General features: G+C 68.9%; 24 protein-coding genes and 1 tRNA gene. 14 read left to right on the plus strand and 11 right to left on the minus strand.

Going from position 1 to position 25415, the window contains the following annotated elements; all coding sequences use genetic code 11:
- Positions 1-73: 73 nt before the first annotated feature.
- The gene (parE, locus tag IE88_RS0107915; RefSeq protein ID WP_051881692.1) at positions 74-2080 is read right to left on the minus strand and encodes a DNA topoisomerase IV subunit B; all 2007 of its coding nucleotides are present in this window, start codon (positions 2078-2080) and stop codon (positions 74-76) included.
- A gap of 62 nt (positions 2081-2142) precedes the next feature.
- Entirely contained in the window at positions 2143-2424 is a 282-nt protein-coding gene (locus IE88_RS17275) for a hypothetical protein (protein ID WP_051881693.1), read from the minus strand.
- A 64-nt stretch (positions 2425-2488) separates the two neighbouring features.
- Between IE88_RS17275 and IE88_RS0107920 the strand changes: the two genes are divergently transcribed.
- From IE88_RS0107920 to IE88_RS17280, 4 genes are all read left to right on the plus strand, one after another.
- Positions 2489-3301, plus strand: coding sequence for a competence/damage-inducible protein A (locus tag IE88_RS0107920; protein WP_202900460.1), 813 nt, complete (start codon positions 2489-2491; stop codon positions 3299-3301).
- A 115-nt stretch (positions 3302-3416) separates the two neighbouring features.
- Positions 3417-4511 (plus strand): HWE histidine kinase domain-containing protein, encoded by a 1095-nt coding sequence (locus IE88_RS0107925; RefSeq protein ID WP_051881695.1) that lies wholly within the window; start codon positions 3417-3419, stop codon positions 4509-4511.
- A 5-nt stretch (positions 4512-4516) separates the two neighbouring features.
- Positions 4517-5887 carry an L-serine ammonia-lyase gene (locus IE88_RS0107930; RefSeq protein WP_031552656.1) on the plus strand — a complete coding sequence of 457 codons (1371 nt, stop codon included), beginning with the start codon at positions 4517-4519 and terminating at the stop codon, positions 5885-5887.
- A 44-nt stretch (positions 5888-5931) separates the two neighbouring features.
- Positions 5932-6345, plus strand: coding sequence for a response regulator (locus IE88_RS17280; protein WP_272945603.1), 414 nt, complete (start codon positions 5932-5934; stop codon positions 6343-6345).
- Positions 6346-6363: 18 nt separating this feature from the next.
- Here the strand turns inward: IE88_RS17280 and IE88_RS0107940 are convergent, their stop codons facing one another.
- Positions 6364-8343, minus strand: coding sequence for an alpha/beta hydrolase family protein (locus IE88_RS0107940; protein WP_031552664.1), 1980 nt, complete (start codon positions 8341-8343; stop codon positions 6364-6366).
- 128 nt (positions 8344-8471) lie between these two features.
- On the opposite strand from IE88_RS0107940, the gene IE88_RS0107945 reads away from it, so the two are divergent.
- The 3 genes from IE88_RS0107945 (at position 8472) to spt (ending at position 11070) form a co-directional block, all read left to right on the plus strand.
- A tRNA-Leu gene (locus IE88_RS0107945) sits at positions 8472-8557 on the plus strand.
- A gap of 333 nt (positions 8558-8890) precedes the next feature.
- Positions 8891-9868: an NAD-dependent epimerase/dehydratase family protein gene (locus tag IE88_RS0107950; protein WP_051881699.1), complete on the plus strand. Its 978-nt coding sequence runs from the start codon at positions 8891-8893 to the stop codon at positions 9866-9868.
- On the plus strand, positions 9865-11070 hold the full coding sequence (spt, locus tag IE88_RS0107955; protein ID WP_031552680.1) for a serine palmitoyltransferase: 1206 nt from the start codon (positions 9865-9867) through the stop codon (positions 11068-11070). The genes IE88_RS0107950 and spt overlap by 4 nt, the downstream gene beginning before the upstream one ends.
- Position 11071: 1 nt before the next feature.
- On the opposite strand, the gene IE88_RS0107960 is transcribed toward spt, so the two are convergent.
- Genes IE88_RS0107960 through IE88_RS0107975 form a run of 4 tightly spaced genes read right to left on the minus strand, consistent with a single transcriptional unit; the run spans position 11072 to position 15114 of the window.
- Positions 11072-11980, minus strand: coding sequence for a hypothetical protein (locus tag IE88_RS0107960; protein WP_031552683.1), 909 nt, complete (start codon positions 11978-11980; stop codon positions 11072-11074).
- On the minus strand, positions 11977-12825 hold the full coding sequence (locus tag IE88_RS0107965; RefSeq protein ID WP_162178316.1) for a diacylglycerol/lipid kinase family protein: 849 nt from the start codon (positions 12823-12825) through the stop codon (positions 11977-11979). Before IE88_RS0107965 ends, IE88_RS0107960 begins: the two co-directional genes overlap by 4 nt.
- 35 nt (positions 12826-12860) lie before the next feature.
- On the minus strand, positions 12861-13934 hold the full coding sequence (locus tag IE88_RS0107970; protein WP_031552690.1) for an LptF/LptG family permease: 1074 nt from the start codon (positions 13932-13934) through the stop codon (positions 12861-12863).
- A 4-nt stretch (positions 13935-13938) separates the two neighbouring features.
- Positions 13939-15114 carry an LptF/LptG family permease gene (locus IE88_RS0107975; protein WP_272945604.1) on the minus strand — a complete coding sequence of 392 codons (1176 nt, stop codon included), beginning with the start codon at positions 15112-15114 and terminating at the stop codon, positions 13939-13941.
- A 43-nt stretch (positions 15115-15157) separates the two neighbouring features.
- Between IE88_RS0107975 and IE88_RS16485 the strand changes: the two genes are divergently transcribed.
- From IE88_RS16485 to IE88_RS0107995, 4 genes are all read left to right on the plus strand, one after another.
- The gene (locus tag IE88_RS16485; protein ID WP_036766896.1) at positions 15158-15673 is read left to right on the plus strand and encodes a DUF2141 domain-containing protein; all 516 of its coding nucleotides are present in this window, start codon (positions 15158-15160) and stop codon (positions 15671-15673) included.
- Between the two features lie 130 nt (positions 15674-15803).
- Complete coding sequence (locus IE88_RS0107985) at positions 15804-16571, plus strand: sterol desaturase family protein (RefSeq protein ID WP_031552698.1); 768 nt, start codon at positions 15804-15806, stop codon at positions 16569-16571.
- Entirely contained in the window at positions 16572-17738 is a 1167-nt protein-coding gene (locus IE88_RS0107990) for a hypothetical protein (protein ID WP_031552702.1), read from the plus strand.
- A gap of 2 nt (positions 17739-17740) precedes the next feature.
- On the plus strand, positions 17741-18496 hold the full coding sequence (locus tag IE88_RS0107995) for an NTP transferase domain-containing protein (RefSeq protein ID WP_081871533.1): 756 nt from the start codon (positions 17741-17743) through the stop codon (positions 18494-18496).
- Positions 18497-19796: 1300 nt separating this feature from the next.
- On the opposite strand, the gene IE88_RS18940 is transcribed toward IE88_RS0107995, so the two are convergent.
- Positions 19797-20231 carry an HIT family protein gene (locus tag IE88_RS18940; RefSeq protein WP_081871534.1) on the minus strand — a complete coding sequence of 145 codons (435 nt, stop codon included), beginning with the start codon at positions 20229-20231 and terminating at the stop codon, positions 19797-19799.
- 41 nt (positions 20232-20272) lie between these two features.
- On the opposite strand from IE88_RS18940, the gene IE88_RS0108010 reads away from it, so the two are divergent.
- From IE88_RS0108010 to IE88_RS0108020, 3 genes are read left to right on the plus strand one after another with little or no spacing between them, the layout of a single operon-like run.
- Positions 20273-21385: a CDP-alcohol phosphatidyltransferase family protein gene (locus IE88_RS0108010; RefSeq protein WP_031552713.1), complete on the plus strand. Its 1113-nt coding sequence runs from the start codon at positions 20273-20275 to the stop codon at positions 21383-21385.
- Positions 21382-22038 (plus strand): HAD family hydrolase, encoded by a 657-nt coding sequence (locus tag IE88_RS0108015; RefSeq protein WP_031552717.1) that lies wholly within the window; start codon positions 21382-21384, stop codon positions 22036-22038. Before IE88_RS0108010 ends, IE88_RS0108015 begins: the two co-directional genes overlap by 4 nt.
- Positions 22035-22778, plus strand: a complete 744-nt coding sequence (locus IE88_RS0108020; RefSeq protein ID WP_031552720.1) for a phosphocholine cytidylyltransferase family protein — start codon at positions 22035-22037, stop codon at positions 22776-22778. The genes IE88_RS0108015 and IE88_RS0108020 overlap by 4 nt, the downstream gene beginning before the upstream one ends.
- Here IE88_RS0108020 and IE88_RS0108025 read toward each other — a convergent pair.
- The 3 genes from IE88_RS0108025 to IE88_RS0108035 are packed head-to-tail and all read right to left on the minus strand — an operon-like array spanning position 22724 to position 25406.
- Positions 22724-23185 (minus strand): PaaI family thioesterase, encoded by a 462-nt coding sequence (locus IE88_RS0108025; protein WP_031552722.1) that lies wholly within the window; start codon positions 23183-23185, stop codon positions 22724-22726. The genes IE88_RS0108020 and IE88_RS0108025 overlap by 55 nt on opposite strands.
- Entirely contained in the window at positions 23182-23607 is a 426-nt protein-coding gene (locus tag IE88_RS0108030) for a DUF1330 domain-containing protein (protein ID WP_036766897.1), read from the minus strand. Before IE88_RS0108030 ends, IE88_RS0108025 begins: the two co-directional genes overlap by 4 nt.
- A 50-nt stretch (positions 23608-23657) precedes the next feature.
- Complete coding sequence (locus IE88_RS0108035; protein ID WP_051881701.1) at positions 23658-25406, minus strand: SulP family inorganic anion transporter; 1749 nt, start codon at positions 25404-25406, stop codon at positions 23658-23660.
- Positions 25407-25415 lie beyond the last annotated feature (9 nt).

The raw sequence follows: 25415 nt of genomic DNA on the forward strand, positions 1-25415 counted from the left end.
GTGATGGGCCCCGGCTCGGGGGCCGGGGTGACGCCGGATTGCTAGCTAGGCGGGGAAAAAGCCGGGTGACAGGTCAGACGTCGAGCGCCTCATCCCCAAGGAACGCCGCGTTCTCCTGGATGAACTGGAACCGCGGCTCCGCCTTCTTGCCCATCAGCCTGTCGAACAGCGATCCGACCGCCGCCGCGTCTTCGCTGTCCTCCGGCATCCGCACCCGAGCCAGCGTCCGCGTGGCGGGGTCCATGGTCGTGGTCTTGAGGTCGCCTGCGTTCATTTCGCCGAGGCCCTTGAAGCGGCCGACATCGACCTTGGCGTTGGCCTTGAACTCCCGCGCGAGCTTCTTTTCGCGGTCGGCTTCGTCCAGCGCATAGACCGTCTTGCCGCCATGGCTGAGGCGGAAGAGGGGGGGCTGGGCGAGATAGAGGCGGCCGTCGCGCACGAGCTGGGGCATCTCGTATTGGAAGAAGGTGATGAGGAGGGCGGCGATATGGGCGCCGTCCACGTCGGCGTCGGTCATGATGATGACCTTGTCGTAGCGCAGGTCTTCGAGGTCGAAGCGCGAGCCCAAGGTGACGCCGAGCGCCTGGGCGATGTCCTGCACTTCCTGGTTTCCGGCGATCTTGTCGCGGGTGGCGGAGGCGACGTTGAGGATCTTGCCGCGCAGGGGGAGGATGGCCTGCGTCTCGCGGCGGCGCGCCTGCTTGGCGCTGCCGCCGGCCGAATCGCCCTCGACGAGAAAGATCTCCGTGCCCGTCCGGTCCTTGGCCGTGCAGTCGGCGAGCTTGCCGGGCAGGCGCAGCTTCTTCATCGCGGAGGCGCGGGAGACCTCCTTTTCCTTGCGGCGGCGCACGCGCTCATCGGCGCGGTCGATGACCCACCCCAGGAGCTTGTCGGCCTGTTTCGGATGGTCTGCGAGCCAGTGGTCGAAGGCGGGGCGGACCGCGTTGTCGGTCAGGCGCGTCGCCTCGTTGGTGGCGAGCTTGTCCTTGGTCTGACCCTGGAATTCAGGGTTGGAGACGAAGACCGAGAGAAGGGCGCCGGCCGTGCCGAGCACGTCCTCCGCCGTGATGCCCGCCGCCTTCTTCACGCCGGTCATCTCTCCGTAAGCGCGGAGCCCCCGGGTCAGCGCCTGGCGCAGGCCCTGTTCGTGCGTGCCGCCTTCGGGCGTGGGGATCGTGTTGCAATAGCTGGCAGAGAAGCCGTCCGCGACCTGACCGCCCGGCGTCTTGAGCCCGGCCTGGCCCCAGGCCACGGCCCATTCGACCGTGCCGTGCCCGCCCTCTTTCTCCACCCTTCCGCAGAAGAGGTCTTCTGTCACGGTGGGGCGCTTTTCGATGACGGAGCGCAGGTAATCCGCGAGGCCGCCCTCGAAATGGAAGACTTCCTTTTGCGGGGTCGCATCGCCCTCGGCCAGGAGGGAGGGGTCGCAGGACCAGCGGATCTCGACGCCGCCGAACAGGTACGCCTTGGACCGCGCCATGCGGTGAAGGCGTGAGGGCTTGAACCGGGCGTCCTTGCCGAAGATCTCGGCGTCGGGGTGGAAGGTGACCGTGGTGCCCCGGCGGTTCGGCGCGTCGCCGACCTTCTTGAGCTTGGAAGTCGGGAGCCCCCGCTCGAAGGTCTGGCGGTAGAGCTCCCGGTTGCGGGCGACCTCGACCGTAAGCTGATCGGACAGCGCGTTGACGACTGAGATGCCCACGCCGTGCAGGCCGCCCGAGGTCGCATAGGCCTTGTTCGAGAACTTGCCCCCCGCATGAAGCGTGGTGAGGATCACCTCGAGGGCGGACTTGGTCTTGTATTTGGGGTGCTTGTCGATCGGGATGCCGCGTCCGTTGTCGGTGACCGAGAGCGAGCCGTCGGCGTTGAGCGCGACCTCGATCCGGCTGGCATGGCCCGCCACCGCCTCGTCCATCGAGTTGTCGAGCACCTCGGCGAAGAGGTGGTGAAGCGCCCGCTCGTCCGTGCCGCCGATATACATGCCCGGCCGCTTGCGCACGGGCTCCAGCCCTTCGAGCACCTCGATGTCCTTGGCCGAGTAGGACTCGTCGAACAGGTCGGCTTTCTTGGCCGTGCGGGACATCGCGGACTCCGGGAGAACGAAGGAAGAACGGAAGGGTGTCCGGGTGTAGCCCGTTCGCGCGGTCAGGGGAAGGGCGGGGGCGCCTCCTCGCGGCGCGGCTCGGTGTTTTCCAGAGGCTCGGCCAGGCGCGGCGGGAGGCGGCTGCCGGTCTCGGCCAGCGCCGTGTCCAGGCGCCTGTAGCGGTTCCGCAGGCGGCGGATCCTGGCCGCGAAAGCGGGGCTGGTGCCAGACAGGACGATGACGCCGAGGGCGATCAGGATCAGGCCGACCGGGATCGGGCTGATCAGGAGCGGCAGGCCCGTCACGATCAGCGCGACGCCCAGGATCGGGCCGAGCAGGCGCATGGCGGAACGGTGCGCGCGAGGCGCGGCGACGGCAAGGCTGGCGGGCAGCGGTCAGGACCGCTAGATGGCGTCGATGGACGACGATACGCCTGAAACGCAGCCCGATCCCCGCAGCCCCACAGCCGCCATGCTCGTCATCGGCGACGAGCTCCTGTCCGGCCGCACGCGGGACGCCAACGCCTATCACCTGGCCCAGTGGCTCGACGCGCGCGGCGTGGCGCTGCGCGAGGTCCGCATGGTGCCCGACGAAAAGGACGCCATCATCGCCGGCGTCCGCGCCTTGAAAAGCCAGGCGGACATGCTGTTCACCTCCGGCGGGATCGGCCCGACCCATGACGACATCACCGCCGAGGCGGTGGCCGAGGCGCTGGGCGTGGACATCTCGGTGCGCGAGGACGCGCTCGGCATTCTCGAGGAATGGTATGCGGCCAAGGGCGAGGAAGTGACCGATGCGCGCCGCCGCATGGCGCGGGTGCCCGAGGGCGCGGCGCTGATCGACAACAGCGTCTCGGGCGCGCCGGGCTTCGTGGTGGAGGACGTCTTCGTCCTTGCGGGCGTGCCGGCGATCTTCTCGGCCATGCTGGACGCGGCGGACGACCGCATCGCGCGCGGGCCGCAGACCTCGGTCTACACCGTCATCGGCGAAGGCGGCGAAAGCACGGTCGCCGACGGCCTGATCGCCCTTGAAGAAGCCTTCTCCGGCCTCAAGATCGGCAGCTATCCGGGCAAGACCGGACAGGGCGGCCCCTTGTGCATCGTCTGCCGGTCCTTCGACGAGAAAGTCGCCCGCCAGGCGGCGCTGGCCGTGGAGGGGCTGTTCCGGGCCCAGGGCGTGGAGCCGGAGATCGTCGAGGGCTACGGCCCGATGCGGGACTGAGCAGGCCGAGTTTCGGTCTCGCAAAACAAGCGGTTCGGCGTTAAGCGGGCGAAAGCTATGTCCGCGGAGGCCGGGCCAAACGAGCAAAGACGGCCCGAGGGCCGAAGGAGTGAGATTGGGTGCTGCCCCTCCCCATCCACGCGAAAACGACCGCCTGAAGGCGCTGCGGAGCTATGAGGTGCTCGACACCGATCCGGAGCCGTCCTTCGATGACGTGACGCGTCTTGCAGCGCGCGTGTGCGACACGCCGATCGCGCTGGTGAGCCTGCTCGACGAGGACCGTCAGTGGTTCAAGGCGAGGCACAATCTCGATGCGCCCGAGACGCCGCGCCGTCAGGCGATCTGCGCCCATGCGATCCTCGAGAAGGAGATGCTGGTGGTGCCCGACACGCTGGCCGATCCGCGCTTCGCGGACAACGATCTGTGCTGCGGGCCGCCCCATCTGCGGTTCTATGCCGGGGCGAGGCTGGAGACCGCCGACGGGCTGCCGCTCGGCACGCTCTGCGTTCTCGACACCGAGCCGCGCGACCTGGATGCGGTCCAGCGCGATTCGCTGCGCATCCTCGCCGACCAGGTGATGCGGCAGCTCGATGACCGCCGGACGCTGAAGCGGCAGGCGGTGATGCTGCGCGAGGACGCGCACCGCGCCAAGAACGCGCTCTCGGTCACCCAGGCCCTGATGCGCATGTCGCGCCAGCACGCCGCGTCGCTCGACGAGTTCATGAACGCCTTCGAGCCGCGCCTCGCCGCCCTCGCCGACGCGCAGACGCTGACCAGCGATTCGGGCCTGGACCGCGTGTCCCTCAAGGAGCTGATCGACCGGCAGCTCCGCAGCTTCGCCGGAGACCGGGCCGAGCGGCTGGCGATATCGGGAGAAGACGCATTCCTCACCGCGAGCGCCGCGGAAGGCATGGGGCTGGCACTCCATGAGCTGGGCACGAACGCAGCCAAATACGGCGCATGGTCGGAGCCGAAAGGGCGCGTGGAAATCAGCTGGACCAATGGGCCGGAGGACGGCCTCGCATTTTCCTGGCGCGAGGTGGACGGCCCCGCGCCGGAAGAAGCGGAGGCGTTGTCGAAGGGCTTCGGCTCCCAGCTTCTCGAACGCATCGCACCGGCCATGCTCGGCGGCAAAGCGACGCTCGCCATCGAGGGAACGGGCGCCGTCTGGCAGGCGCTGATCGCCAAAGAACTCCTGGCCGAGGCCTGACGCCGGTGCTCAGCGTCCTGGATATCTTCAAGATCGGAATCGGTCCGTCCTCGTCCCACACGCTTGGGCCGATGAAGATCGGCCGCCGCTTCCTGATCGAGGCCGAGGAGGCCGGTGCGCTGGAGGGTGCCCACCGCGTCCTGGTGGATCTGTTCGGCAGCCTCGCGCTGACCGGGAAGGGACATGCCACCGACAGGGCGAGCATATTGGGCCTGATGGGCGAAGATGCCCGCACCATCGACACAGGCGCGGTCGAGGGCATGTTGGAGGCCGCGCGCCGGGAGCGCCGGCTGAACCTTCTCGGCAAGCACGAGGTGCCCTTCGATCCGGACGAGGATGTCCGCTTCATGCCGCCGGGCGACGAGCCCGTGCCCGACGCCCATCCCAACGGCATGCGGCTGAAGCTGCTCGACGAGAGCGGGAGCGTCCTGTTCGCGCAGGTCTATTATTCCGTCGGCGGCGGTTTCATCCGGCGCGAGGACGAGATGGGCGTGCCCGAGCCCGATGCCGCCGAACCCGCCCATCGCTTCTCGACGGGCGCGGAGCTGCTTGAGGTCTGCCGGCGCGAGGGCAAGCCGATCGCCGAGATCGTGCTCGAAAACGAGGACCGGCTGCGTCCGCGCGAGAAGACCCTGCGCCGGCTCGACGCGATCTGGAACGTCATGGCCGCCTGCATCTCGCGGGGCTTGAGCGAGGAGGGCCAATTGCCCGGCGGCCTCGAGGTGACGCGAAGGGCGCCGGGCCTCCACCGCCGGCTGACGGGCTCGATCCCGAACGAACGCGAAGCGCTGTTCGACTGGCTGAACATGTTCGCCATGGCCGTGAACGAGGAGAACGCCGCCGGGGGCCAGGTCGTCACGAGCCCGACCAATGGCGCGGCGGGCATCATTCCCGCCGTCATCAAGTTCTACTGCGCACAGGACGGCGTCACCGAGACGGCGAAGATCCGCACCTTCCTTCTGACGGCGGGCGGCATCGCCATGCTCTACAAGGAGAAGGCCTCGATCTCGGGCGCCGAGATGGGATGCCAGGGCGAGGTCGGCGTCGCCTGCTCCATGGCGGCGGCGGGCCTCGCCGCGGTCTGGGGCGGCAGTCCCGAACAGGTCGAGCATGCCGCCGAGATCGGCATGGAGCACAATCTCGGCCTGACCTGCGATCCCGTGGGCGGCCTCGTCCAGATCCCCTGCATCGAGCGCAATGCCATCGGCGCGGTGAAGGCCGTCAATGCCGCGCGCCTCGCCTTGCAGGGGGAGGGCGCCCACAAGGTCAGCCTCGACCAGGTGATCGAGACCATGCGCCAGACCGGCATGGACATGAACTCGAAGTACAAGGAAACGAGCGAGGGCGGCCTGGCTGTCAATGTGGTCGCGTGCTGACTTTTTCCGGTTTCGAAGGAAACTTCCCTCAGCCATTCCCGTTCGTGTCAGCACCCGCTTTGGAGATACGTGTTTTGCCGCCTTGTGAAATCCTGATCGTCGAGGATGAGCCGATGACGGCGATGCTGCTGTCCAAGGAGGTGAAGGCGCGCGGACACGAAGTGCGCGGACCGTTCCGCGATCCGGTCAAGGCCTGCGACGCCATACGCGAGCACGAGCCGGATGCCGCCCTTCTCGACGTGTCGCTCGAGAACGGCGCGAACAGCGAGACCGTGGCGCGCCTCCTGAACGACAGCGGCATCCCGTTCGCCTTCGTGACGGGCTACGGCCCCGAGACGGCGGGAATCGTGCGCTGCTACCCCGACAGCCTCGTCATTCCCAAACCCGTCAGCGAAGAGACGCTCGCGATGATCCTGCACGAGCTCCTGCCGCCGAAGGCCGCTGCCATCGGCTGCTGAAGGCTCGCGCTGGCCGCCTCAGTCGAGGCAGTCGCCGAGAAAATCGTCCACCGCCGCGAGGAAGGTCATCCGGTTGTCGCCGACATCGAGCTGATGGCTTCCCTTGGGCAGGGCGAGCCAGCGATGCGGCACATCGGCCCGTTCGAGCGCGCGCCGCATGTCCTCGCCCTGATCGAAGCTCACGACGCGGTCATCCTCGCCGTGGACGAGCAGGATCGGCACCTCGATCGCATCGGCCTGCATCGCGGGCGAGTTCTCCCGCAGCATGCGCCGGTCGGACCACAGCCTGCCGATATGCCGCGTGCGGTAGCGGCCGCCGACATATCTGTTCTCGTCCCGCACGAGCGCCGGCAGGTTGCTCACCGCGTTATAGGCGACGGCGCAGGAAAAGAGCTCCGGCGTCTTCACCGTCCCCATCAGGGCGGCATAGCCCCCATAGGACCCGCCCATGATGGCGAGGCGCTCGGGATCGGCATGGCCTTGCTCGACCAGCCAGGCGGCGCCATCCGTGATGTCGTCCTGCATGGCCTGTCCCCATTGCCGCTCGCCTGCGGCGCGGAACGCCTCGCCATAGCCGTCCGAGCCGCGGAAGTTCATCTGCAGGACGCCATAGCCGCGCGCGGCGAGGAACTGCGTCCGCCAGTCGAACTGGGCAAAGCTGCGCGCGGTCGGCCCGCCATGCGGCATGACGACGAAGGGAAGGTTTTCCGCGTCTTCGAGCGACAGGCCCGGCGGCAGGGTGACATAGGCCGGGATGGAAAGGCCGTCGCGCGCCTCGTAGTCGACCCTGAAGACATCGCCCATGGCCCGGCCCGCGAGGGCGGGATATTGCAGGGGCAGCGCGATGACGCGCCGGGCCTCGATATCGAAGATGTAGTAGCCGCCCGGCTCATTCGTGCCGTCGATGAAGAGCACGGCGTGCGTCTGCTCGGGGTTGAGGCTCTTCAGCGTGACCGACTTGCCTTCGAAGGTCCGGTTCATGTCCTCGAGCACCTCGCGAACGAAGTTCTCGCCGAACCAGTGAATGTCGCCCTCGTCGTCGGCATAGGTCACGCCGAGCGCCTCGCCGGTGCCGCGTTGCTGGATCACCGAATAGACGTCCGAAACGGGGCTGTGGAACAGCTGCTTCTCGAAGCGGTCCGCGTCGACGTCGTAGAGGTAGAGCGCCTCGGTCTCGGTCTCGTGGGTCGAGGCGACGAAGGCCTTGCCCGGCGTTCGCGGGAAACCGAGGACCCGGAAGACGGGCTTGTCCTCGCCCACGCGCTCCGTGCGGTCCTGCCAGTCGCCGCGCGAGTCGAGCATGCGCAGGCGCGGCTCCTTCTCTCCGGCGAGGCCCCAATGCTCGTTGCCAAGGCCCCAGCCCGACCGGATCTCGCCCGTCTCGTCGGCCTGCCAGTCATAGATGTCCGACCGGCCCCTGTGCACGCGCTCGTGGCGGCGGGTCTTGTCGACGTCGACCTTATAGACATGGGTGGTCCCCTCCTTCCAGTACTGGACGAGAAGGCTGCCGGGGTCCTGCCGCGTCAGCGAGACGATGTCGGTCTGGATCTGAACGGGAATGCCCGCCTCGTCGATCGTCGAGCCGATCTGGCGTCGCCGCTCGGTCTTGAACAGGGGAATGATCTCGCCCGTGTTCACGTCGAGGGACATCAGGCGCGTCTCGACCGTGTCGGTCCGGTAGCGTTCGGCGTTGAAGCGCAGGGAGAAGACGATGCGGTCGTCGCGCATCCAGATCGGATCGCTGACCCTGAACTTCTCGCTCTGCCGCACCTCGAAGACGATCTGCATCGCGTCCTGCGCGCCGCCGCCGCCGAAGACGACGAAGCTGTATTCCTCGTCCCTGTCGCCCCTGTAGAGGGCGGCGACGCGCTCGCCGCTCGGGGAGACCGAGACATCCTGCAGCGTCGGCATGCGGCCGAAGGCTTCGACATCGGTTTCGGCCGCCGCAGAAGCGGCGGCGAGCGCGAGCAGCCCCGCGCCGAGGTAAGCGATGATCACGGCAAAGCCCCTTTTCTTCGCCCGCGCCTGCCATGCGAGCGATTCCCGGGGAGGAGCCTACCGCGCCATTTCCTAACGCAACAATGCCCGCTTGCGCCGCTCTTGAGGGATCGCTTCAATGATGCCGCGCGGACGTGGTGGAATCGGTAGACACACCGGACTTAAAATCCGTCGGCCCCAGGCCATGCGGGTTCGAGTCCCGCCGTCCGCACCATATTGCAGTGCGCTACCGCCTTCGGCTGCTTGAGCGCGGTCTCTTCAGTGGCGCTACCGCCTCCGGCTGCTTGAGCGCGGTCTCTTCAGCGGCGCTACCGCCTTCGGCTGCTTGAGCGCGGGGGTGTTGCCGAATTCCCGCCCAGGCCGGAATTCGGGGCAAAAGTGTCCCTGGCGTCCCGCCATGTAACAACTCGCTGCCCTTCGTGCGCTTCACCCGCAGTCGTGGAACTGTTACATCACCCCTTTCGGCGGGCGGGTGTTCCGTCTTTGGAGGGCGCACGTTGCGAGCGACACCGACACGAACGCCCTCTCAGGGCGGTGCAAGCACAGGATGACGGCGCAGGAGATGCGCTCGGGCCCTCTGGCGCTGACCGGCGCCACGGGCCTCGTCGGCCGTGCGGTGCTGGGCGCCGCGCGCAGGCCTGTCCGTGCGCTCTATCGCAGCCGGCCGGGTGGCAGCGGCGCGGAATGGGTGCGGGGCGATCTGGGCGATGAGCGCTCTCTCGAAGCGCTGTGCGAAGGCGCGGAGGTGCTGGTGCATGCCGCCGGGCTGACAGCGGCGCGCAGGCCGGCGGATTTCCACGCCGTCAATGTCGTGGGCGCGGCCAGGATGGCGGCCGCGGCCCGCAAGGCAGGCGTCCGCCGCCTCGTCCTGATCTCCTCGCAGGCGGCCCGCGAGCCGCATCTGTCGCCCTATGCGATGTCCAAGCGGCTCGGCGAGACGGCCTTCCGCCGGGCGGCGGGCGACGCCGAGGTCTGCGTCATCCGGCCGCCTGCGGTGTTCGGTCCCGGCGACGAGGCGACGGCCCCGATCATGAACGCGATCCGCCAGGGCGCGCTGCCCGTGCCCGGCGGGCGGAACTGGCGCGACCGGCGCTTCGCCGCCGTCACCGCGGAGGATCTCGCCGAGGACATCCTGCGCGTCGCGGAGAGCGGCGGGCCGGGGCCTGTCGAACCGTCGAGCTTTCCCAGGCTCTCCTGGTCCGACCTGTCCGAAGCGGCCGCGGCCGCGGGCTATCCGGTCCGGCTGGTGCCGCTGCCGCCGGTTCTGCTACGCCTTGCGGGGAGTTTGGCGGACGGCTTCGGGCGAATCGCCGGTAAGACTTCCGTATTCGGCCGCGGAAAGGCCGAGGAAATGTTGCACGCCGACTGGAGCGCGGATGGCGGCCCGATCGGCGAGGGAACCCTCGCCGAGGCCCTGAGACCGCTGCTCGGGCCGGCGAGACGAGGACGTAACGAAGCGGGCGCCGAGCGCGCCGCACCGATCAAGGAACGCGCGGCGAGAGCCGTCACGGGGCATTCATCATGAGCATCTTCGACAAATACGAGGCGTTCCAGCAGCGCTACCAGATGGCCGAGATGATGCCGAAGAACCCGCTCGGCATGCGGTTCGACGAGATCCTGACCCCGACGCGCGCGCGGGTCGGCGAGCGCGAGGTGATCCTCGCGGGCACGAACAACTATCTCGGCCTGACCTTCGACGAAGAAGCCAAGGCCGCGGCCAAGGCCGCCATCGACAAGCACGGCACCGGCACGACCGGCAGCCGCATGGCGAACGGCTCCTATGCCGAGCACCAGGATCTCGAACAGGAGATCGCGGACTGGCTGGGCATGGAGAACGCGGTCGTCTTCACGACCGGCTACCAGACCAATCTCGCCGCCATCGGCACGCTGGCAGGCCCCCATGACCTGATCCTGATCGATCAGGACAGCCACGCCTCGATCTATGACGCCTGCCGCATGTCGGACGCCAAGATGGTGCGCTTCAAGCACAACCGGCCCGACGACCTCGACCAGAAGCTGCAAAAGCACCTGCCCGAGACCAAGGGTGCGGCGCTGGTCGTGGTGGAAGGCCTCTACTCCATGTTCGGAGACATCGCGCCGCTTCACGAATTCGCCGAGGTCTGCCAGCGCCACGGCGCCTATTTCTTCGTCGACGAGGCCCATTCCGTCGGCGTCTACGGCGAGGAGGGCCGCGGCGTCGCGGCGATGCAGGGTGTTCTCGACAAGGTCGATTTCTTCTCGGGCACCTTCTCGAAATCGCTCGCCTCGGTCGGCGGCTTCTGCGCCACGCGCCATCCCGAATTCGACCGGGTCCGCGGCCTGATGCGCCCCTACACCTTCACCGCTTCCGCGGCGCCCGGCACGATCGCGGGCACCTCGGTCACGCTGCGCAAGCTGCGCGAGGGCGAGGCGCTGCGCGAGAACCTTTGGGAACGAGCGCGGCAGCTGCATGGCGGGCTGACCGAGCTCGGTTTCGAGCTCTGCGCGGATCCGAGCCCCATCATCGCCGTGCGGCGCGGCAGCGACCTCGAGACGGTCATGGGCTGGCAACAGCTCATGGAGGCGGGGGTCTATGTGAACCTCGCCGTCCCGCCGGCGACGCCGAAGGGCGCATGCCTCCTGCGCCTCAGCCTGTCGGCGGCGCATACGGAGGAAGAGGTCTCGACGATCCTCGACGCCTTCGCCCAGCTCGCCAAGAACGGCGCCGTGGCGGTGGCTGCGGAATAGTTCAGCGCAGGGCGCCCGAGCGCAGGACCTTCCAGAGCAGGACGGGCGACCAGAGAACGGGATGCCGCCGCTGCGACGGCGTCACCTCGACGCGGACGCCCGAATGGCTCTCCAGCTTGTGGAGCGCGTAGTCGACGCCGCCTTCGAAGGTGAAGGCGGCCTTCAGCACCCTGACCACCGTCGCGGGCTTGCCGAGAATGCGCCGCCTGCGCCAGCGATCGGGGCGAGGCCGCTGCGGCAGGCTGTGCAGGCCCTCCGCATCCGGCGGACCGTAAAGCGCGTCCATCAGGGCACGGTAGCGCTGGCGGTCATGCGCGACGATGCCGGCGGCGCGGCCCTCCGCATCCTCTGCCCGCAGCTCGGTGCGGTAGGACGCGGCGAGGGCGCGGGTCCAGAATTCCTCCGCGCCGACCCTGCGCGGCGACAGGACCTCCGCCTCCTGCGCGAAGGTGCGGACGCAGGCGGCGAGCCCCTCGAAGATGCGCCGCTCCGCCGCCTCGCCCTCGGGGCGCAGCACGCCCGTCGCCTGCGCGAAGCGCCCCCACACGCCCGAGGAGAAGCCGCGGCGGGCCCGCCGTTCGAATTCGGGCAGGGAGAGGATCGAATATTTCGACCGCAGCGGACGCCCGTCCGGCCCCTCGGCCGCGAGGTAATAGACGTTCGGCGGGACCAGGCGGTTGAGCACGGCCCTCATGCTCCGTCCGTGCACCGCGCGGTAGCTGCGCACCAGGACATAGAGGTCGAGCATCTTTTCGGGATCGTCCGCCTCGCGCAGTCCCGAGCCATAGAAGAGGAAACCGGAGATGCTGCCTTCCGGATGGCGCGCGCGGACGAGATCGGTCAGCGCCAGGACACGGGGGTTCGGCGGCGTCTGGAAGCGGCGGACGATATCGAGAACGGGATCGGTCACGGTATGAGAACCTCGAGCGCCGCGGGCGCCGTGATGGTGAGGGGGCCTTCGACCTCGATCCTTTCGCCGTCCAGCACCACGGGCGCGGGCGTATCGATGACGAGGCGCGAGACGTTCCGGCTGACATAGCCGTTGCGGTCGGCATGGATGGGCGTCCGGCCGAGCCAGACCTGCGCCAGGCTGCGGCGCAGGTGCCGGCTGTGGCCGCGGGCGATCGTGGCGCGGACCGCGCCGTCCCCTTCGCCCCAGAACGGATCGAGCCCCACCATCAGCTCGGGCAGGGAGGTGACGAGCGCGAAGCGGTGGTCGGGGAACACCTCCTCTTCGTCCAGCAGGATGCGGGCGGGCGAGGGCGCGGTGATCGCTTCGCGGCGCGCGCCGTTCATCATCGCGCCCGCCATGGCGCCGAGGACCGCGACGGCCCCCTCGGCGCCCTTGGAATGGATCGCCTCGCGCGCATAGTCGATGCCGCGCGGCACGGCGCCCGTGGACAGGAAGAAGCCGTAAAGGTCCCCGTCCCCGTTTTCGATCCTGAGCACGGGCAGGGTCAGAACGTTGCCGCCGCGCTCGATCAGGCGGCGGAGAACGCCCCTGTCCCGCGGGGCGCCGCCGATGCGGGCGACGAGGTCTGTCATGCCGCCGGGCACGAGAAGGCAGCGCGGGAGAGGCTTGCCCTGCCGCAGGAGGGCGGTGACCGCCGCCTGGACCGTGCCGTCGCCGCCCTCGATGACGAGAAGGTCCGGCGCCAGCTCCGTGAGCTGTTCGCCCAGCCGCGCGAAATCGGGCTCGGCCCGCGTGATCCCGGGCAGGTCGAGCTGCGACAAAACGCTGCCGCGGCGGGCCACGCTGTGGCTCGCCGGATTGATCAGGAAAACGGTGGTCAGCGCGTCCGCTCCCGCCCCAGATTGAGATAGACGCCCAAGAGCGCGAACAGGCCGATCGGGAAGCCCACGGCCCATGCCGGGCGGCTGGCCCCGGCCTCCGCGAAGGAGATCATCACGCCGTCGAAGATCAGATAGCCGAAGCCGAGCGCGAGGCAGCCGATCATGGCGAGGTCGCCGTTGGAGCCGCGGCCGAGCCGCTGCATCAGCGGCACGCAGCACATGACGAGGACGAGCCCCGCGAGGGGCCGCGTCAGCCGGTGATAGTACCACGCGTCATAAGCGAAGCTCGGCCGGCTGCCCGAGCCGCGCAGCGAGCGGAGGTCCCGCATGTCGGCGAGCGACAGGTCGCGCGGCTCGGAGATGAGGCGGTCGAGCGCATCGGGAGTGACATCGGAGCGCCAGCGCGGCGCAGGCTCGGGCGCCCCGGGCGTCAGGCCGACCACCTCCGTGCCATCGAGCGTCCAGCCCCCGTCCTCGGACCAGTGCGCGGCCTCGGCATAGGTCACGGCGGCCATGCCGCCCGCGCTGCCGATGTCGTAGATCTCGATCTCGCCGAAACTGTCGGGCCCCTCGCGCTCCGCGATGCGGACGATGCGGCCCTCGTCGGACAGCCAGAGCGGCATGTCCTGGGACAGGCGGTCGAGGACATAGCCCGGCGCGCCCCAGCTTTGCAGCGCCCGCACTGCGGGCGGCATCAGCGCGTCCACGATGAGCAGCGAGAAGAGGCCGAGCAGAAGGGTGACCGGCGTCAGGAGCAGGACCTGCGCGGTCGAGGACAGGCCGGCCGCCGTCAGCGCGACGATCTCGCGCCGCCGCACGAGCGAGACATAGGTCAGCACGACGGCGAGGAGGATGGTGATCAGCAGGACCCGGTCGAAGATGATCGGCAGGCGCTGGAAGAGGTATTCGGTCGCCCCGCCCGCGCCGAGTTCGGCCGCGCGATCCGCGATGTCCGAAGCGTTGGCGAGCGAATCGAGCAGGCCGATCAGCGTCACCGCGGCGATGGCCGACATCAGCCAGCGGCTGGCCATCATCCCGCTCAGATAGAGGGCGAAGCGCATGCGGGACATCGGCTCAGATGCTCTGCGGCGCCAGCAATCCGCGGCGCAGGCGCGGCAGCTTGGGCAGGGAGGGCAGCGCCTCCATCGGCGGCGGCGCGGCGGTGAAGGCCGAGCGGTAGAAGAGGGCGCCGCTGACGAGGACGGTCACCGCGACGGCGGGCCAGACGCCCACCCAACCGGGAATGTCGCCCGACGCGGCAGAGCCTTCTCCGGATTCGAGCGCCTTTTGCAGGACGACGAGGAAGAGAAGCCCGACGAAGACGCCGCCGGAGCGCTGGGACCGGTTGAAGGTCATGCCGAGCGGAATGGCGAGGAAGGGAAAGGCGAGAAGCACGCTGGCCCGTCCGAGGCGCATATGCAGCGATGCGGCGGCGGCGTTGCGGAAGTCCTCGGGCAGGTCCTCGTTTCCGGCGGCGGCGAAGAGTTCGCCCAGGGTCAGCTCGCGCTCGTCCTCGCCGCGCTCGCGATAGGCGGCGATCTCTTCTGCGCCGGCCACGGCCAGCGTGTCGAAGGCGACGCTCGCTTCGGGGCGGCGCTCGGGCGTGATGACATAGGAGGACCCGCCGCGCAGGATCAGGCTCGGGACCCGCGTCGCGGGATCGACGCGCAAGACGCCGCCGGGCGCCATGGCAATGCGGGTCGTGCCGTCCTCGCGCCGCTCATGGATGAAGATGCCGGTGACGCCGCCCGTGTCGCCGAGTTCGTCCTGGGTCCAGAAGGTGCTGTCGCCCACGCGCACGAACTTGCCTTCGCGGAACGCTCCGGTGAAGGTCTGCTGCTTGGCGAGGTGCACGGCCTCCCGATAGCCGTAGCGGCTGTGCGGCTGGAGGTAGCCTTCGACGAAGACGACCAGCGCCGCCATCAGGACGGCGAGGATGAAGAAGGGCCGCGCGATCCGGGTCAGCGGCACGCCGGAGGCCAGCATGGCCGTCAGCTCCTCTCCGCGGTTGAAGCGGTCGATGGTGATGATCGTGCCGAGCATCAGCGCCGCCGGGATGGCGAGGCCGAGATAATGGGGGATCAGGTTGAGCACCATGCGCAGCGCGTCGGAGGCGGGATTGGAACTCAAGGAGACGACCTCGAGGATGCGCAGCATGCGCTCGAGCATGAGCACCGAGAGCGCCAGGAGGACAAGCCCGCCCACGACGATCACAGCGTTACGAAAAACATATCGGTCGAGGAGGCTCATCCGGCTTATGTTCACGGACCTTCGGGCAATGTCAGGGGCGGTTATGAAGAGAAAAGCGCTTTGGGGGAAGGGTGCCCTGTTCGGACTTCTGGCCGCGCTTTGCGGCCAGGCGGCGGCGCAGGAGCTGGATATCCGCGAATACGAGGCGCCGGACGCCTGCGATGCGGACAAGCCGCAGCTGCGGGTGACCGTGCGGGGCCTCGATGAATCGGGCGGCATCCTGGCGATCGAGCTCTATCGCAATGACGAGGACGGCTTTCTGAAGAAGAAGGCGCGGCTGCGCCGCGTGCGCGTGCCGGCGGACGTGTTCGAGGAGGGATATGGCAGCCAGACCATCTGCATGGATGCGCCGCCGCCGGGCCTTTACGCCATGGCGTCCTATCACGACCAGGACGGCGACCGGGATCTCGACAAGCGCTGGAACATGATGCCGAAGGAGCCCTTCGCCCTGTCCAACAACCCCAAGCTGAAATGGGGGTTCCCCCCGATCGGGCCGAGCCTCTTCCCCGTCTCGAAGCACGGCGCCGTCGTGACGCTGGTGCTGATGGAGGCGCGCTGAGCGCCGCTTGGAACGCTTCGCGGGCGCGGCCGGGCGATGTCACAGTCTTGAATAGGGTGTGACACGCATGCACTGGTGGGGGGCGGCCAACGGGGCCATATCTCCTCCCTCGCACGATCCGGAGATTCGCATGTTCGCCCGTCGCTGGAAGGAACAGAACTACCTTCTCGACCGCATGGACCTGAAGGCGCTGAACCGCGCCTATGCCACCTATCCGGGGGTCTGGGTCTATGGCGCGCTGGTCGTGCTCTGCACCGCCGCCGCCTTCGCGGTGGGCACGAGCCCGCTCGGCGGGATCGGCAGCGTCCTGGCGGTCATCGCGCTCTACCCGCTCTTCTGGTACGGGCTGCACCGCTTCGTGCTGCATTCGCGGCTGCTCTACCGCTTCGAGAAGACCTCGGCTCTGTGGAAGCGCATCCATTACGATCATCACCGGCGCCCCAACGACCTGTCGGTCCTGTTCGGCAGCCTCGTGAACACGCTGCCGACGATCGGCGTGTTGTGCGGGGTGACCGGTTACCTGATCGCGGGCTGGGGCGGCTGCCTCTTCGCGGTGGCGACGGGCCTCGTGATGACGATGGTCTACGAATACGTGCACTGCATCCAGCACCTTGGCTACCTGCCGGACTCCGAGCGCCTGCGCCGGATGAAGCGGCTGCACCTCCTGCACCACTTCCACAACGAAGAGGGCAATTACGGCATCACCGACTTCTGGCCGGACCGCGTGCTCGGCAGTTTCTATGGCGAAGGCGGGCGGCAGAAGCCGCGCAGCGCGACGGTGAGGAATCTCGGCTATACCGCCGAGGTCGCGAAGCGCTATCCGTGGGTGGCGCAGCTGTCGGGCGACGGCACGGACGTTCCCAAGGGGCGCCCGCGTCCCGAGACAGCCGAGGTCTAGATGCCGCTCGATCTGGGGGAGATCGCGGACGTCGCCGTCCGCCGCGTGCGCACGGCCGCCGAGAAGGCGGCCTTTCTGTCCCTGCCTTACGACCTCTATGCGGGCGACGAGGCCTGGCGGCCGCCGCTGCGCTTCGAGCGCAAGGACCATCTGGAGCGCCACCTGAGGGGCGAGGAGCCGACCGAGGAGATCGCGCTCTTCCTCGCCTATGAGGGCGAGCGGCCCGTCGGGCGCATCGCCGCCTTCCTGAACCGTGCGCATCTCGACCGCTATGAGGACGGCGCGGGCCATTTCGGCATGCTCGCCGCCCAGGACGAGGCCCCGCGCATCGTCTGGGCGCTCCTGCGCGCAGCCGAGGAGCACCTTAGCGAACTGGGCATGCGCAAGATCGTCGGCCCCTACGACTTCTCGGTGAACGAGGAGATCGGCCTGCCGACGAGCGGGTTCGACACGCCGCCCATGCTGATGATGCCCTATGCCCGCCCCGGCCTCGCCCCGGCGGTGGAATCGGCGGGCTATGCCAAGGCGATGGACCTCTACGCCTATGCCGTGGATCTCGACGCGCATTATCCGCGCCCGCCGGTCGTCCAGCGGCTCCAGCGCCAGGTGCGGGACGATCCGAGCCTATCCATGCGGCCGATGGATCCGAAACGCTTCGCCGAAGAGGTCCGCACCGGCATGGCCATCTTCAACGATGCCTGGTCGAACAATTGGGGCTTCCTGCCGTTTTCGGACGAGCAGGTCGACCACATGGCGAAATCGCTCAAGCCGCTGCTCGATCCGGACAGCTTCTGGATCGGGGAGAAGGACGGCGAGGCGGTGGCCTTCGTCGTCATGGTGCCCAATGTGAACGAGGCGGCGCGCGATCTGGACGGGCGCATCCTGCCGACCGGCTGGGCGAAGCTCCTCTGGCGGCTCAAGCGGCGCAAGGTCACGACCGCGCGCATGATGCTGATGGGCACCCGCCGCGACATGCAGAAATCGCGCGCGGGCGTGGCGCTGGTCTGCTCGCTCTTCGAGGAAGCCTTCGCGGCGGGCCGCAAGAAGGGCCTCAAGACCTGCGAGATGTCCTGGGTTCTCGAGACCAATGCCGACGTCCAGCGCCTGATCGCGCTGTCGGGGGCCGAGCGCTACAAGACCTACCGGATGGTGTCGAAGGACCTTTGAGCGTGACGGCTGCGGGAACCATGACGGCGGCACTCGTGCTCGCCGGGCGGCGGAATGAGCAGGATCCGCTGCTCGAGCGGCATCCCGGCCTGCCGTCGAAGGCGCTGCTGCCCGTCGCGGGCGAGCCGATGGTGCGCCGCGTGCTGGCGGCGCTCGGCGAGCGGCCGGTCTGGATCAGCGGGCTGAGCGCGGAGGAGGCGGGAGCGGATATCCGCTCCGCGCCGCCCGCCCCCGGTCCGGCCGGTGCCGTGCTCGCGGCGGTCGAGGCGGGGGCGCCCCTGCCGCTGCTCGTGACCACGGCCGATCATGCGCTGCTCGATGCGGAGATGGTGGCGGAGTTCGAGGACAAGGCGCGGGCGAGCGGCGCCGACCTCTGCGTCGGCCTCGCCGAGCGCAGCGTCATCGAAGCGCGCTTCCCGCAGACCAGGCGCACCTATCTCCGCTTCGCCGATGCGCGGGTGTCGGGCTGCAACCTCTTCTATGTCGGCAATGAGAAGGGCCTCGAAGGCGTGCGCTTCTGGCAGCGCGCCGAGCGGGACCGCAAGAAGCCCTGGCGCCTCGCCCGCAGGATCGGGCCCTCCGTCCTCCTGCGCTATGTTGCGGGCCGGCTGACGCTGGACGGGCTGTTCGCCCACGCGTCGCACCGCCTGAACGCCAGCATCCGCCCGGTCCTGATGTCGCGCGCCGAGGCGGCGGTGGACGTCGACAAGCCGTCCGACCTCGACCTCGTCGAGGCGGTGCTCGGAGGGCGGGCATGAGCCGCGCGAGCACGGTCGGGGCGCGCCTGCGCAAGAACACCTCGCTGATGGTGACGGGCAAGCTGACGGGCGCGGCCCTGTCGGTCGGCGCGCTGGCCGTGGCGACGAATGCGCTGACGGCGACGGAGTTCGGCACGCTGGTCCTGCTGCACGCGCTCGTCCTCTTCTTCACGGAGGTCGCGACCTTCGAGGCGTGGCTCGCCGTGGTGCGCTACGGGGCGGACCGGCTGGAGCGCCAGGACCTGCCCGGCTTCGGCCGGGTCGTGCGCTTCGGCGTCGCTCTCGACATCATCTCCGCGCTGCTCGCCTTTCTTCTTTCCGTGGCCGTCGTCCTGATCGCGCGGCGGTGGTTCGAGCCGCTGGCGCAGCTGCCGATCGCGCTCGTCCTCGGCTATCTCTCCTTGATCCTCTTCAAGCAGGTCTCGACCAGCCAGGGCATTCTGCGCCTGTTCGACCATTTCGGGCGCCTTGCCGCGCTCGCGCTGGTCATTCCGGGCATCAGGCTCGCGGGAGGCCTTCTGGTCGCGAAGATGGGATGGGGCTTCACCGGCTTCCTGATCGTCTTCTTCGCCGCCTCATGGCTGTTCTACGTCGTCCAGCCGCTCATGGCCTGGCATGCCCTCGGCGTGCGGGAGCTGCGCCATGTCGTGCGCGGGCCGCTGACCGTGAAGGCGCCGGAGCGCGATGCCTGGCGCTTCGTCACCCTCGCCAATCTTGAAACGGGGCTCGCCGTCGGCACGACGCAGCTGCCGCTCCTGCTTGCCGGCGCCACGCTCGGCGCGGCCTCGACCGGCGTCTTCAAGGTCGCCCAGGAAATGGCATCCGTCCTGGTCAAGGGCACCAAGCTCGTCGACCGGGTCGTCTATCCCGAATTCGCGGCGCTGATCGCGCGGGGCGAGGGGGGCGAGGTCATCGGCCTGACCCTCAAGACGAGCGCCGCGCTCCTCGTCACCGGCCTGGCGCTCGCCGGCCTGTTCTGGCTCGTCGGGCCCGAACCGCTCGGCGCTCTGTTCGGCGAGCGCTATGCGCAGGCGGCGGGCGTCGCCGCGATCCTGCTGCTGGCCGCGGCGCTGGCAGGCGCGGTCGCGCCGCTTTTTCCCGCCTTCTACGCCACGGGGCACCCGAACAAGCCGCTCTGGGGCCGGGCTGCCGCCGTCAGCGCCCTGGTGATCAGCTTCTGGCCGCTGACCGCGGCCTTCGGCATTCACGGGGCGGCGGGCGCGGTCCTGTGCGGCAGCGTCGTCCTGATCGCCGCCTCCATCGCGCTCGCCGTCCGTCACCCCTGGCACGAGGCCGCCTCTCAGCCCTGCGCGGGCCAGGCCGATCTCAGCGCGTCGCGAACGGCCGGGGCGATGTCGCCGACCGAGGCCGAGAGGTCGGGCTTCCCCGGCCAGCCCGCATCGGGTCTTTCCGTTCCCTCGAAGCTCGGCGCGCCCTCATATCGGGGGAGGGCGTGATAATGGACGTGCGGGTCGACCATCATCAGCATCAGATAGTTCATCTTGTCGGGCGCGAAGCTGCCGCGCAGCGCGGCTTCGAGATCGCGCACGACGCGTGCGAATTCGGCGAAGGCCGCGTCCGGCAGATCGGCATAGGCGGTCACGTCCGCATGGGCGACCAAAACCGCCGCGCCGAGCGTGGCCTGCTTGGGCCGGCACAGGACCGACCAGTGATCATAGGCCGCGATCAGGCTTTCGTCGCCGCCGAACTTCTCATAGGTGGCGTGATGCTTCATTGGGGCCCCTTTCTTCCGGGCGAGAACATAGAGTGACAGCAATGGGCGAACACAAGGGGCAGGTGCGCCTCGTCGGCGGTCTGCCGCTCACGCTTTACGGGCTGCCGCTCGAGGAATGGCAGGCGCGCGCCTGGGCGCGGGCCGGATTGCCCGATGGCGGCACGGTGATCGCCGACCGCAACTGGGTCGTCTCGACGGCCGTGATGAGCGCCCTCGTCAAGACGCCGGGCGCGGCGCTGGTCGAAAGAACCGCGAGCGGGGAGCGGCGTCTCGTCGCGGCCCATGCGCGCGACGAGAGCGAGCTGTCCGTCGCGAAGGCGCAGCTGGCCGAGGTCGAGGCCGACGAGGAGGCGCTGCTCGCCGCCGGCTACAGGGTCGATGACGCGGACGGCCTCGCCGGGCGCTACAACCACATGCTGCGCAAGCGCGAGGCGCCCTACGCCCTCGATCTTCTGAGCTGCCCGCAAGGCGTGGTCGAAAAGCGGCTCTTCGCGAGCGCCTATAAGGGGGTGACGGACTTCGTCACGAAATATGCGTGGCCGCTGCCGGCGCGGGCCGCGACCAAGTGGTGCGCCGAGCGCAAGATCAGCCCGAACGCGGTGACCACGGCGAGCCTCGTCCTGACGCTTCTGGCCTTCTGGTTCTTCTGGGAAGGGCAGTGGGCGGCGGGCCTGATCGCCGGCTGGGGCATGACCTTCCTCGATACCGTCGACGGCAAGCTCGCGCGGACCACGATGACGAGTTCGAGCTGGGGCAATGCCTTCGATCACGGCATCGACCTCATCCATCCACCCTTCTGGTACTGGGCCTGGTATCACGGCATCACCGGCGGCGGGCCCGCGCCGGAATGGCTGACCCTGTCCTTGTGGATCGTGCTCGGCGGCTATGTCCTCGGCCGCGCCATCGAGGGCCTCTTCATGCAGCAGCATGGCTTCCACATCCATGTCTGGCGGCCGGCGGACAGCTTCATGCGCGAGATCACGGCGCGCCGGAATCCGAACATGTTCCTCTTCATGGTGCTGACGCTGTTCGGCGCGCCCGCGCTCGGTCTCGCCGCAGTGGCGATCTGGACGGTCGTCTGCACGCTCTTCCATGCGGTCCGCCTTCTCGAGGCGATGGGCCGGCAGCAGACATCCTGGCTGGAGGCGACATGACCAAGCTCGCCGTCTTCGACGTCGACAAGACGATCACTCTCTTTCCGACCTGGCGGCAATTCCTGCTGCTGGCGACCGATGAGCGCCGGCACCGGCGCATGCGGCTCGCCGGCGCGATGGGCCTGGCCGGAATCGCCTATGCGACCGGGCGCGGCACGCGGACCGGCGTCAAGGAGGCGGCGCTTCGCTCGGTGCTGGCGGGCCGCACGCGCGAGGACCTCGAGGCGCTGGCGGAGCGCTTCGTGAACGATCTGCTCGAAAGCGGCCTGCGCCCCAATGCGCGCCGCGTCATCGAGCAGCACAAGGCCGCGGGCGAAGAGGTCGTCGTCGCCACCGCCGCGGTCGATCTGATCATCGACCCGCTCTGCGAGGCGCTCGGCATCGAGACCAAGCTCTGCACGCCCATGGCGTGGGAGGACGGCGTCCTGCAGGACCGTTTCGCAGGGCCGAACTGCTATGCGGAGGAAAAGGAGCGCCAGGTGAGGAAGCTGGTCGAGGAGCGGGACGGCGAGCTGGTCGCGTTCTATTCCGACCACATCAGCGATCTGGGCCTTCTCAAGCTGGCGCGGCGCGGCGTGGCGGTGAACCCGTCCCCGGCGCTGCTCGCGGCGGCAGAGGCCAATGGCGTGGATGTGGAGGACTGGAACCAATGAGAGCGATCATCCTGAGCGCCGGACGCGGCTCGCGCCTCCTCCCCCTGACCGCGGCGCGCCCCAAATGCCTGCTCGAGGTCGGCGGCGTCTCCGTCGTCCGGCACCAGATCCGGGCGCTGGCGCGCGGCGGGATCGACGACATCACCGTGGTCACCGGCTTCCTGCCCCATGCGGTGGAGGAGGATGTGCGCGCCCACGGCACGGATGCGACCGTGCGCTGCCGCTTCAACCCGTTCTACCAGATCGCGGACAACCTCGCCTCGTGCTGGATGGTGCGCGACCGGATGAGCGAGGATTTCATTCTCCTCAACGGTGATACGCTGTTCGAGGACGCGCTGCTCGAAGACGTCCTCGCAGCCCCGCCCGCGGCTGTCTCCGTCACCATCGACAAGAAGGGCGAGTACGACGAGGACGACATGAAGGTGACGCTGCGCGGCACCGAACTCGTCGGGATCGGCAAGACGCTCGGGCACAGCGCGACGGATGGCGAGTCGATCGGCATGCTGCGCTTCATGGGCGACGGGCCGCGCGTCTTCACCGACAAGCTCGAAGCGATGATGCGCACCCCCGAGGGCGTGCGCTCATGGTTCCTCAAGGCGATCGACGGCCTCGCCAAGAGCGGCATCACGGTCGAGACGTGCAGCATTCAGGGGCGCGCCTGGTCCGAACTCGACACGCCGGAAGACTACGAGACGGTGCTGGCGCTCTTCGGCCGGTCCGGGCGCGGCGGCACCGAATAGGTCAGGCTGGCCTGCGCCACGACGCGGTCCTCCTCGTCGAGCACCTGCGCGTCGCAGACGACGAGGCGCCTGCCGAGCTTCAGGAGCCTGCAGACGCAGCGCAGCGGCCCCGGGCGCGGCTTGACGAGGAAGTTGAGCGTCGCGTTCGTCGTCACCGCCAGCGCCTCGGGCCCGACATGCGACAGGACGAGGACATAGGCGGCGAGGTCGAACAGCGTGAAGAGCGTCGGGCCGGACACCGTGCCGCCGGGGCGCAGATGGGTGTCGCCCGCCTTCAGCAGAACCGTCGCCTCTCCGGCTGCGACCGAGGCGACGGTCATCGCCTCCTCGCCGCCGAAGGCCTGCGGGAAGACGTCGCGGAGGAGGGCAGTGACCTCCTCGGACGTCATGACCGGCTGGGGCGTCATCCGAAGACGCCGCCGCCGTCCTTCTTGGCGAAGCAATAGAGGCGGCTGTCCTCGACCGCCGCCTGGCGGTGGTGGACGATGGCCTGATAGCCCTCGTCCTTCACCATGCCGATAAAGGCGTCCTTGGACGGATATTCGGCGATGAAGCCGGCATCCCAGCGCTCGTCGCCCGGGCCGATGACGCCGGCGACGGGCTTGCCGCTCCAGGCCATGTGGCCGCCGACCTTCTTGAAGAAGGCGGCCGAGACCCGCGCATATTCGGCATAGGCCTCAGCGCCCGTCATCTTCTCTTTCGGGGCCTGGCCCTCGGCATAGGCCGCGAAGTCCCGGAACCGGAGCAGATTGAGCATCTGCACCGGTCCCTCGATCTCTTTCTCGGCAAGGGCATGGAAGGCTTCGCGGGTGGGGTCGATATGGCTCATGGCCCGACCCTAGCGAAGCGCTCCGCCCCTGCCGAGCGGGAAACCCAGTCTCAGGCCGGCTGGGGCGCGGACCCCGCAGGCGCGGCCTTGCCGTCGGACGCGGCCGCCGCGAGGCGCAGCGCGTCGAGGCGGCTGGCGGTGCGGTAGCCCTGCTGGAAGTCCGCATCCGCGCCCAGAGCCGACAGCTTTTCCGCCACGGCCTCGGGCACGTTGCAGGCGAAGATCGCCTTGCCCTGGTCCTTGGCGTCCTGCGCGATCGACTGGATCGCCCGGGCGGCCGACACGTCGACCTGAAGCTTCTTGGCGAAGTCGAGGACGAGCGCCGAGCGGTCGCGGGCCTGATCGCGGACCTTGTGGCTGAGATCGGCCGCGGCGCCGAAGCTGAGCGGGCCGTTGAACTCGAAGAGCTGGATGTGGCCCTTCGCGTTTTTCAGGATCGCTTCCTCCTCGGGGCCGAGCGGCGTGACGACTTCCTCGCCGAAGCCTTCGAGCTGCTGGTCGGCGATGGTCTTCACGAAGGCCAGCGCCGCCAGGAACACGCCGATGCCGACAGCCGTGATGAGGTCGACGAAGACGGTCACGAGAAGCACGACGGCCATCAGGACGAGGTCCCAGCGCGGACCCTTATGCGCCCGGGTGATGTAGGCGACGTCGATGATGTCCCAGCCCACCTTGACCAGGATGCCGGCCAGCACGGCGTGCGGGATCAGCGCGGCGAGGCCCGAGGCCACGAGGACGACGCTCAGCAGGAGGAGGCCGGCGATCATGCCCGACAGGCGGGTGACGCCGCCGGTCTTGATGTTGACCATGGTCCGCATGGTCGCCCCGGCCCCGGGGATGGCGCCGAACAGGCCGGCAATGCCGTTGCCGATGCCCTGTCCGATCAGCTCCTGGTCGGATTTGTGCCGCGTCCGGGTGGCATTGTCGGCGACGAGGCTGGTCAGAAGGCTGTCGATCGCGCCGAGCACGGCGAGAACGATCGCCGCTTCGACGACGAGGAAGGTGGTGGCGCCGCCGAGCGAGCCGAGATCGGGCAGGACGAAGGCGGGAAGCGCCGCCAGGCCGCCGCCGAAGCCTTCGGGCAGGTCCTGCTCGAGGATCGGCACGTCGAGGAAGAGGCCGAGGATCGTGCCGATGATCAGCGCGGCGAGCGCGCCGGGCAGGTATTTGCCGATCTTGGGCGGCCAGAAGAACACGATGGCGAGCGTGAGCAGGCCGAGCGCGAGCGCGGCGAGATTGGGGCTCGCAATGGCGCCGGGAATGGCCTCGATCGCGGCGATGGTTCCGCCGCCGGCAGGCTCCGAGCCGAACAGGCGGCTGAACTGCAAGAGGATGATGATGACCCCGATGCCCGACATGAAGCCGGAGATCACCGGGTAGGGGACGAGCCGGATCGTGTTGCCGAGCCGGAAGACCCCCATGAGGATCTGGATGATCCCCGCGAGGACGACGGCGAGGAAGACGAGACCCGCGACCTCGCCGAAGCTGGCCGCGCCGAGTTCGGCCTGAACGCCGCCCACGAGGCCCGCGAAGACGACGACCATCGGACCGGTCGGCCCGGTGATCTGCGTCTGCGTCCCGCCGAAGAGCGCGGCGAAGAAGCCCGTGATGATCGCGCCCCAGAGGCCCGCGACGGGTCCCGCGCCCGATGCCTCGCCGAAGGCGAGGGCGAGGGGCAGGGCCACGATGCCGGCGGTCACGCCGCCATAGATGTCACCGCGGAGATGGCTGAAGTCGAAATAGCCCGAAGGCTTCTTGGGCAGAGTGCCCGCCTCCGCGCCCGTCGTGGTATTGGTCATGTTGTCGGT

Source organism: Parvularcula oceani (assembly GCF_000733125.1).
GTDB lineage: Bacteria > Pseudomonadota > Alphaproteobacteria > Caulobacterales > Parvularculaceae > Parvularcula > Parvularcula oceani.

What these genes read in the sequence shown, in the direction of transcription:
- IE88_RS16485 (WP_036766896.1), top strand. Translation starts at nt 15,158, where the DNA reads ATGAAGAGAAAAGCGCTTTGGGGGAAGGGTGCCCTGTTCGGACTTCTG.
- IE88_RS17275 (WP_051881693.1), bottom strand. Translation starts at nt 2,424, where the DNA reads ATGCGCCTGCTCGGCCCGATCCTGGGCGTCGCGCTGATCGTGACGGGC.
- IE88_RS0108025 (WP_031552722.1), bottom strand. Translation starts at nt 23,185, where the DNA reads ATGACGCCCCAGCCGGTCATGACGTCCGAGGAGGTCACTGCCCTCCTC.
- IE88_RS0107970 (WP_031552690.1), bottom strand. Translation starts at nt 13,934, where the DNA reads ATGTCCCGCATGCGCTTCGCCCTCTATCTGAGCGGGATGATGGCCAGC.
- IE88_RS0107990 (WP_031552702.1), top strand. Translation starts at nt 16,572, where the DNA reads ATGCCGCTCGATCTGGGGGAGATCGCGGACGTCGCCGTCCGCCGCGTG.
- IE88_RS0107985 (WP_031552698.1), top strand. Translation starts at nt 15,804, where the DNA reads ATGTTCGCCCGTCGCTGGAAGGAACAGAACTACCTTCTCGACCGCATG.
- IE88_RS0108020 (WP_031552720.1), top strand. Translation starts at nt 22,035, where the DNA reads ATGAGAGCGATCATCCTGAGCGCCGGACGCGGCTCGCGCCTCCTCCCC.
- IE88_RS0107950 (WP_051881699.1), top strand. Translation starts at nt 8,891, where the DNA reads ATGACGGCGCAGGAGATGCGCTCGGGCCCTCTGGCGCTGACCGGCGCC.
- IE88_RS18940 (WP_081871534.1), bottom strand. Translation starts at nt 20,231, where the DNA reads ATGAAGCATCACGCCACCTATGAGAAGTTCGGCGGCGACGAAAGCCTG.
- IE88_RS0108010 (WP_031552713.1), top strand. Translation starts at nt 20,273, where the DNA reads ATGGGCGAACACAAGGGGCAGGTGCGCCTCGTCGGCGGTCTGCCGCTC.
- spt (WP_031552680.1), top strand. Translation starts at nt 9,865, where the DNA reads ATGAGCATCTTCGACAAATACGAGGCGTTCCAGCAGCGCTACCAGATG.
- IE88_RS0107975 (WP_272945604.1), bottom strand. Translation starts at nt 15,114, where the DNA reads ATGAGCCTCCTCGACCGATATGTTTTTCGTAACGCTGTGATCGTCGTG.
- IE88_RS0108015 (WP_031552717.1), top strand. Translation starts at nt 21,382, where the DNA reads ATGACCAAGCTCGCCGTCTTCGACGTCGACAAGACGATCACTCTCTTT.
- IE88_RS0108035 (WP_051881701.1), bottom strand. Translation starts at nt 25,406, where the DNA reads ATGACCAATACCACGACGGGCGCGGAGGCGGGCACTCTGCCCAAGAAG.
- IE88_RS0107920 (WP_202900460.1), top strand. Translation starts at nt 2,489, where the DNA reads ATGGCGTCGATGGACGACGATACGCCTGAAACGCAGCCCGATCCCCGC.
- IE88_RS0108030 (WP_036766897.1), bottom strand. Translation starts at nt 23,607, where the DNA reads ATGAGCCATATCGACCCCACCCGCGAAGCCTTCCATGCCCTTGCCGAG.
- parE (WP_051881692.1), bottom strand. Translation starts at nt 2,080, where the DNA reads ATGTCCCGCACGGCCAAGAAAGCCGACCTGTTCGACGAGTCCTACTCG.